The organism is Providencia sp. PROV_01 (genome assembly GCF_053098325.1).
Genome location: NZ_JBRFKD010000002.1, coordinates 893,685 through 901,020, shown reverse-complemented (window position 1 = coordinate 901,020; position 7,336 = coordinate 893,685). Strand labels below are relative to the sequence as shown.

The following is a 7,336-nucleotide window of genomic DNA, read 5'->3' as shown; positions in this document are numbered from 1 at the left end:
TATGACGAGCAGAACCTATTCTAAATAGTTCAAGCTGTGGCTAGGCGGCAAGCGAAGGTATCGCGGGGAGCATACAAAAGTATGTGACCTGCGTAGCTGAGAGAAGCCAACAACGCCACGGTTTGAAATATGACGAATAGGAAATACTGTATATCCATTCAGCCATAAATATGTGATAATAGTCTCTTGCGATTGTTCAATATCAAATCATCCGGGAAGTGGTAAATGGATAATATCGAAGTCCGCGGCGCACGTACGCATAATCTGAAAAACATCAATCTCGTCATCCCTCGCGACAAACTCATTGTTATTACTGGGTTATCTGGTTCAGGGAAATCATCTTTAGCTTTTGATACCCTGTATGCAGAGGGTCAGCGCCGTTATGTTGAATCTTTATCTGCTTATGCCCGCCAGTTTCTTTCTTTAATGGAAAAACCGGATGTCGATCATATTGAAGGGTTATCCCCTGCTATTTCGATTGAACAAAAATCCACTTCACATAACCCTCGTTCGACGGTCGGAACCATCACAGAAATTCATGACTATCTGCGATTATTATTTGCCCGTGTTGGTGAACCTCGCTGCCCTGATCACGACATACCGCTTGCAGCTCAAACTGTTAGCCAGATGGTCGATAATGTTTTGGCTCAACCCACCGATCGCCGAATGATGCTACTTGCTCCTGTCGTTAAAGAACGTAAAGGGGAGCATGTTAAGCTACTCGATAACTTGGCCAGCCAAGGCTATATCCGCGCCCGAATTGATGGGGAAGTTTGCGATCTCTCCGATCCACCAAAGCTCGAATTACAGAAAAAACATACGATTGAAGTCATTGTTGACCGTTTCAAAATTCGTGATGATATTGCTCAGCGTTTAGCCGAATCTTTTGAAACCGCGCTAGAACTATCTGGTGGTACTGCAATTGTCGCTGATATGGATGACGCAAACGCAGAAGAACTGGTTTTTTCTGCGAATTTTGCCTGCTCCGTTTGCGGCTACAGTATGGTAGAACTTGAACCTCGCCTATTTTCTTTTAACAACCCTGCTGGGGCCTGCCCAAGCTGTGATGGCTTAGGTGTTCAGCAGTTTTTTGATCCCGAAAGAGTCATCCAAAATACCGAAATCTCACTTGCCGGTGGCGCAATTCGCGGTTGGGATCGCCGTAACTTTTACTATTTCCAAATGCTAATGTCATTAGCTGAGCATTATAAATTTGATGTGGAAGCGCCTTACGACACCCTGAGCCCAGCTATCCAAAAAATTATTTTATATGGTTCAGGCAAAGAAACGATTGAGTTTAAATACCGTAATGACCGTGGCGATATCACTGTACGCCGGCACCCTTTTGAAGGCGTACTCAATAATATGGAGCGCCGCTATAAAGAAACGGAATCAACAGCTGTCCGTGAAGAGTTAGCGAAATATATCAGTAACCGTCCATGTGTCTCTTGCCATGGAACGCGCTTACGTAAAGAAGCGCGCTTTGTCTTTGTTGAAAATACAACGTTGCCGGAAATCGCAGATTACAGCATTGGCCACGCAATGGAATTTTTTCAAAACCTAAAACTCACTGGTCAGCGTGCTCAAATCGCAGAAAAAGTCTTAAAAGAAATTGGCGATCGCCTGAAGTTTCTCGTCAATGTTGGGCTTAATTATCTGACTCTTTCACGTTCTGCCGACACCTTGTCCGGTGGTGAAGCACAACGCATTCGTTTAGCAAGCCAAATTGGTGCAGGTTTAGTGGGTGTGATGTATGTCCTTGATGAACCTTCAATTGGCTTACACCAACGTGATAATGACCGCTTACTTGAAACCTTGATCCACCTACGCGATCTAGGAAATACCGTGATCGTGGTTGAACATGACGAAGACGCGATCCGCGCCGCAGACCATGTGATTGATATCGGCCCTGGTGCTGGGGTGCATGGCGGGCAAATTGTTGCCCAAGGAACATTGGAAGATATTGTCGCAAACCCAGATTCACTCACAGGTAAATTTTTAAGTGGTGAGCGCAGAATTGACATCCCGCAAAAACGCGTTCCAATTAATAAAGATAAAATGCTGACTGTGTTCGGGGCAAAAGGCAACAACCTGAAAAATGTGACATTAAAAATCCCAGTCGGGTTATTTACCTGTATCACTGGTGTGTCTGGCTCGGGTAAATCAACACTGATAAACGATACCCTATTCCCTATTGCTCAACGTCAATTAAATGGTGCAACCACCATCACACCAGCCCCTTATTTGGATGTCGAAGGCTTAGAGCACTTTGATAAAGTGATTGATATTGACCAAAGCCCAATAGGCCGGACACCACGCTCGAACCCTGCCACCTATACTGGTGTATTTACACCTGTGCGTGAGCTATTTGCTGGTGTACCTGAATCTCGGACTCGAGGTTATAACCCAGGACGTTTTAGCTTTAACGTAAAAGGTGGCCGTTGTGAGGCTTGCCAAGGTGATGGGGTCATCAAGGTTGAAATGCACTTCTTACCTGATGTGTATGTCCCTTGTGACCAATGTAAAGGTAAACGCTATAACCGAGAAACATTAGAGATTAAATATAAAGGTAAAAATATCCATGAAGTTTTGGATATGACTATCGAAGAGTCTCGTGAATTCTTTGATGCCGTACCTGCACTTGCCCGCAAGCTACAAACTTTGATGGACGTTGGTTTATCCTACATACGTCTCGGCCAATCAGCGACAACACTCTCAGGTGGTGAAGCACAGCGTGTGAAATTAGCCAAAGAGCTGTCTAAACGCGGAACAGGGCAAACTATCTATATTTTGGATGAGCCAACAACAGGCCTGCATTTCGCTGATATCCAACAACTTTTAGTCGTTTTACATCAGCTTCGTGACCAAGGAAATACCATTGTGGTGATTGAACACAACCTTGATGTCATTAAGACAGCGGACTGGATTGTCGATTTAGGCCCAGAAGGTGGTAGTGGTGGCGGTGAAATTTTAATTGCTGGTACACCAGAAGAAGTGGCTGAGTGTGAAAAATCGCACACTGCAAGGTTCTTGAAAACGATTTTAGAACGCGGCTATTAAGTCGAAAGGCCATTAAAAATAAGTAGAAAGACCATCAGGGAGCATTTTGCTCCCTGATAATTATTACGATAGCTAAAAATTATTGGCTAACGGCGGCAAATGCTTCCACAATACGTTTAACATTATGACGATTAACACCTGCCATACAAACGCGGCCAGTTCCAACCAAGTAAACCGCAAACTCGTCTTTCAGGCGAGCCACTTGCTCTTTAGAAAAACCCGTGTAGCTGAACATACCGCGTTGCTTTAATAAGTGGTCGAAATTTTGGTTTGGTAGTGCCTTTTTCAGCTCATTAACCAGTACCGTACGCATGTCTAAAATACGTAAACGCATCTCTTCCACTTCCGCTAACCATTTAGCTTTTTCAGCGCTATTGGTTAATACCGCAGCAACAATTTTTGCGCCATTAGATGGTGGGCTAGAATATAAACGGCGAACACCCGCTTTTAGCTGACCTAACACACGGTCACGTTCATCTTGGTTTTCACAGATCACCGACAGGCCACCCGCACGTTCACCGTAGATACCAAAAATTTTAGAAAATGAATTACTGACAAACACGGGTAAGCCAGCTTTAACCATCGCTCGGATAGCATAAGCATCTTCATTAATGCCTTCTGCAAAACCTTGATAAGCAATATCTAAAAATGGGATCAATTTGCGTTCTAATGCTACCTTAGTGACTTCATCCCATTGTGCAGGAGTCAGGTCGGAGCCTGTTGGGTTATGACAGCACGGGTGCATTAGGATGATGCTATTAGCAGGCAATTGTTTGAATGTCGCTAGCATCTCATCAAATTTAACGCCTTTGTTTTTTTCATCAAAGTACGGGTAGTAATGCACTTTTGTTCCCGCACCTGAAAAAATAGAGGCATGGTTTTCCCAAGTTGGGTCACTGCACCACACTTCTGAGTCGGGATAATATTGATGTAAAAAATCAGCACCAATTTTTAACGCACCAGAACCACCAATCGTTTGGACAGTAGCGATACGTTCCTGTGCAATTAGCGGGCAATCCTCACCAAATACTAATTTTTGTAATTCAGTACGGTAATCTTTCAAACCTTCCATAGGCAAATACAGTGATGCGCTTGCTGGCAGTTTATTTAACGCCGCTTTTGCCGTACCGACTGTCGCCAGTTCAGGGGTTTTCCCGTCACCATCATAGTAAAGACCGATACTCAAATTAATTTTATTTTCACGAGTGTCTTTATTAAATTCATCCATTAACGACAGAATTGGGTCGCCCGGATAAGCATCAACATGTTCGAACACAGGACATCTCCTAATCATTATTTTACGCTAAATAAACCAAGCGATGATTTGCCATATTTAGCGCCATTTTTACGTTGTTATCTGAAAATAACCCTTTGCTGGCTATTCGTCTACATATTCCATTGCAACTCTAGAGGTTAACTTCGTCAGTAACTCATAGTTGATAATGCCTGTTTGTGTGGCAATTTCTTCAACCGGTAGTTGATTTCCCCACAAAATAACGTCATCCCCCACTTTATCATCGGCATTTAGTCCCAAATCCACCACTGTCATATCCATGGAAATTCGCCCAACAATAGGCACTTTTCGCCCATTAATTAACACCGGTGTGCCTGAAGGTACGTTACGTGGATAACCATCTCCATAGCCGATGGCAACAACACCAAGCAGCGTATCTTTATCACTGCACCATGTTTCACCGTAACCCACACATTGCCCTGCCGAATGCTCCCTAACCGCAATTAATGTTGATTTTAATGTCATCACAGGAAATAAACCGAAATCTTTTGCGCTTTTCCCTTCTTGTGGGGATGCACCATACATCATGATCCCTGGGCGAACCCAGTCATAGTGAGCTTCTGGCCACAGCAAAATTCCAGCGGAGGCGGCAATGGATTTTTCCCCCTCTTTACCAGCAATAAACTGTTTAAAACAAGTAATTTGTTTTTCAGTTGTCGGTAAATGAGGGGCATCTGCTTGGCAAAAATGGCTAACAATATTAATAGGAAGCTGAACTTGTTGGCAGCGTTGTAAACGTTGATAAAAGTCTTCGGCATCTTTCGGCAGTACACCAAGGCGGTGCATGCCTGTATCCAGTTTCATCCAAACTTTAAGAGGATAGGGTAATTTGGTGGCTTCTAGCATTTCAAGCTGTTCTATACAGTGGATCACGGTGTCAATCTGGTGTTCTGCCATTAACAACAAGTCAGATTGTTCAAAAAAACCCTCCAGTAAAACAATCGGTTTTATCACACCGTGCTGCCGTAATAGTAGCGCCTCATTGAGTCTTGCCACACCAAAGCCATCCACCAGCTCTTCTACTGCCTGACCAACCCCTACTAACCCATGACCATAAGCGTTTGCTTTAACAACTGCAATCATTCGGCTATTTGGTGCAATTTCTTTCACCCGTTGCAAGTTGTGTCGCAGAGCGCGGCGGTTTATCAATGCGGTTGCCGCTTTCATTGTTTCCTCGTTCTTTTTTCTATAAAGCCGCTAAAAATTAAGCTGCACATTGGCAGCTCAATATGTTCTCTATTTGTTATACGCTAAAAAAAACCAATTTCCATTCGATCTTGGTCGTTTAGCTTTAATACTCTAAATAGTTTGCAATATCGCTAGGCGGCAAGCGAAGATATCGCGGGGAGCATACATAACTATGTGACTCGCGTAGCTGAGTGCAGCCAACACCGCAACCGTGTAAAATATGACGAGTATTTAGTCTTCGTCGTTATACGCAGGCCCCGCGTAATTATCAAACCGCGACCACTGCCCATTAAACGTCAACCGTACTGTACCAATCGGCCCGTTACGTTGCTTACCGAGAATGATTTCCGCAACGCCTTTGAGTTCGCTGTTATCGTGATAAACTTCATCACGATAGATAAACATGATTAAGTCTGCATCCTGCTCGATAGACCCTGATTCACGCAAATCCGAGTTAACAGGGCGTTTATCTGCACGCTGCTCAAGACTACGGTTTAACTGTGACAACGCCACTACGGGAACATTAAGCTCTTTTGCTAACGCTTTGAGTGAGCGTGAAATTTCAGCAATTTCTAACGTTCGGTTATCAGAAAGAGCAGGAACTCGCATCAATTGAAGGTAGTCAATCATGATCAAACTTAACCCACCATGTTCACGATAAATACGACGCGCACGTGAACGTACCTCTGTGGGAGTCAAACCTGACGAATCATCGATGTACATGTTGCGTTTTTCCATCAAAATGCCCATCGTACTTGAAATTCGCGCCCAATCCTCATCATCAAGTTGCCCAGTACGAATGCGAGTTTGGTCGACACGAGATAGTGACGCCAACATACGCATCATAATTTGGTTGCCGGGCATCTCTAAGCTGAAGATAAGTACCGGTTTTTCTTCTGTCATCGCCGCATTTTCGCACAAGTTCATCGCAAAGGTGGTTTTCCCCATTGACGGACGTGCAGCAACAATAATTAAATCAGAGCCTTGTAAACCTGCTGTTTTTTTATCGAGATCTTGATAACCTGTTGAAACCCCAGTAACGCCGTCGTGCGGTTGTTGGTAAAGTTGCTCAATTTTTTCAACAGTTTCCGACAAAATGGCTTCGATACCCTTTGGCCCTTCATCTTTATTCGCTCTTGACTCGGCTATTTGGAAAACTTTGGTTTCGGCTAAATCGAGGAGATCTTCACTGCTACGCCCTTGTGGGTCATAACCTGCATCCGCAATTTCATTGGCGACAGATATCATATCGCGAACAATCGCACGTTCGCGGACGATGTCAGCATAAGCATTAATATTCGCTGCACTTGGCGTATTTTTAGATAGCTCAGCCAAATAAGCAAAGCCACCCACGCTATCCAATTCACCCTGTTGTTCTAGTGATTCCGATAACGTTATAAGGTCAATGGGTTTGCCTTGCTCAAGCAAAAATTGCATTTGTGAGAAAATGGTGCGATGGGGTCGGCTAAAGAAATCAGCGTGAGTCACACGTTCAGAAACGGTATCCCAGCGCTCGTTATCTAACATTAACCCCCCTAAAACAGACTGCTCCGCTTCGAGAGAATGTGGTGGAAGTTTTAACCCTTCCATTTGGTGGTCTCGTGGGGCATCCGTTTTGAAATTTGATGAGGGTTTTTTAGCCATACATTAATATCCAAGTCTATAATTAACGATCTGCGCTTAGTATACGCCAATCTTATTTTTTTGTGGTTTTCTTTGCGTCTTTACGCAAAGTAATCACAGGATAAATACATCACTGAAAGCACAAACCTGTAATTCTTCTGATTGAAACAT

General features: G+C 43.9%; 4 protein-coding genes. 1 reads left to right on the top strand and 3 read right to left on the bottom strand.

What is annotated here, in order from left to right:
• Positions 1-225 precede the first annotated feature (225 nt).
• Entirely contained in the window at positions 226-3,060 is a 2,835-nt protein-coding gene (uvrA, locus tag ACU696_RS04730) for an excinuclease ABC subunit UvrA (RefSeq protein ID WP_109912590.1), read from the top strand.
• Between the two features lie 79 nt (positions 3,061-3,139).
• On the opposite strand, the gene ACU696_RS04725 is transcribed toward uvrA, so the two are convergent.
• The 3 genes from ACU696_RS04725 to dnaB all read right to left on the bottom strand — a co-directional run bounded on the left by ACU696_RS04725 (position 3,140) and on the right by dnaB (position 7,186).
• Positions 3,140-4,336 (bottom strand): amino acid aminotransferase, encoded by a 1,197-nt coding sequence (locus ACU696_RS04725; RefSeq protein ID WP_447343043.1) that lies wholly within the window; start codon positions 4,334-4,336, stop codon positions 3,140-3,142.
• Positions 4,337-4,438: 102 nt separating this feature from the next.
• On the bottom strand, positions 4,439-5,521 hold the full coding sequence (alr, locus tag ACU696_RS04720; RefSeq protein WP_209102662.1) for an alanine racemase: 1,083 nt from the start codon (positions 5,519-5,521) through the stop codon (positions 4,439-4,441).
• A 252-nt stretch (positions 5,522-5,773) separates the two neighbouring features.
• A complete protein-coding gene (dnaB, locus tag ACU696_RS04715) occupies positions 5,774-7,186 on the bottom strand; it encodes a replicative DNA helicase (RefSeq protein ID WP_004260904.1) in 1,413 nt (470 codons plus the stop codon).
• Positions 7,187-7,336: the final 150 nt, after the last annotated feature.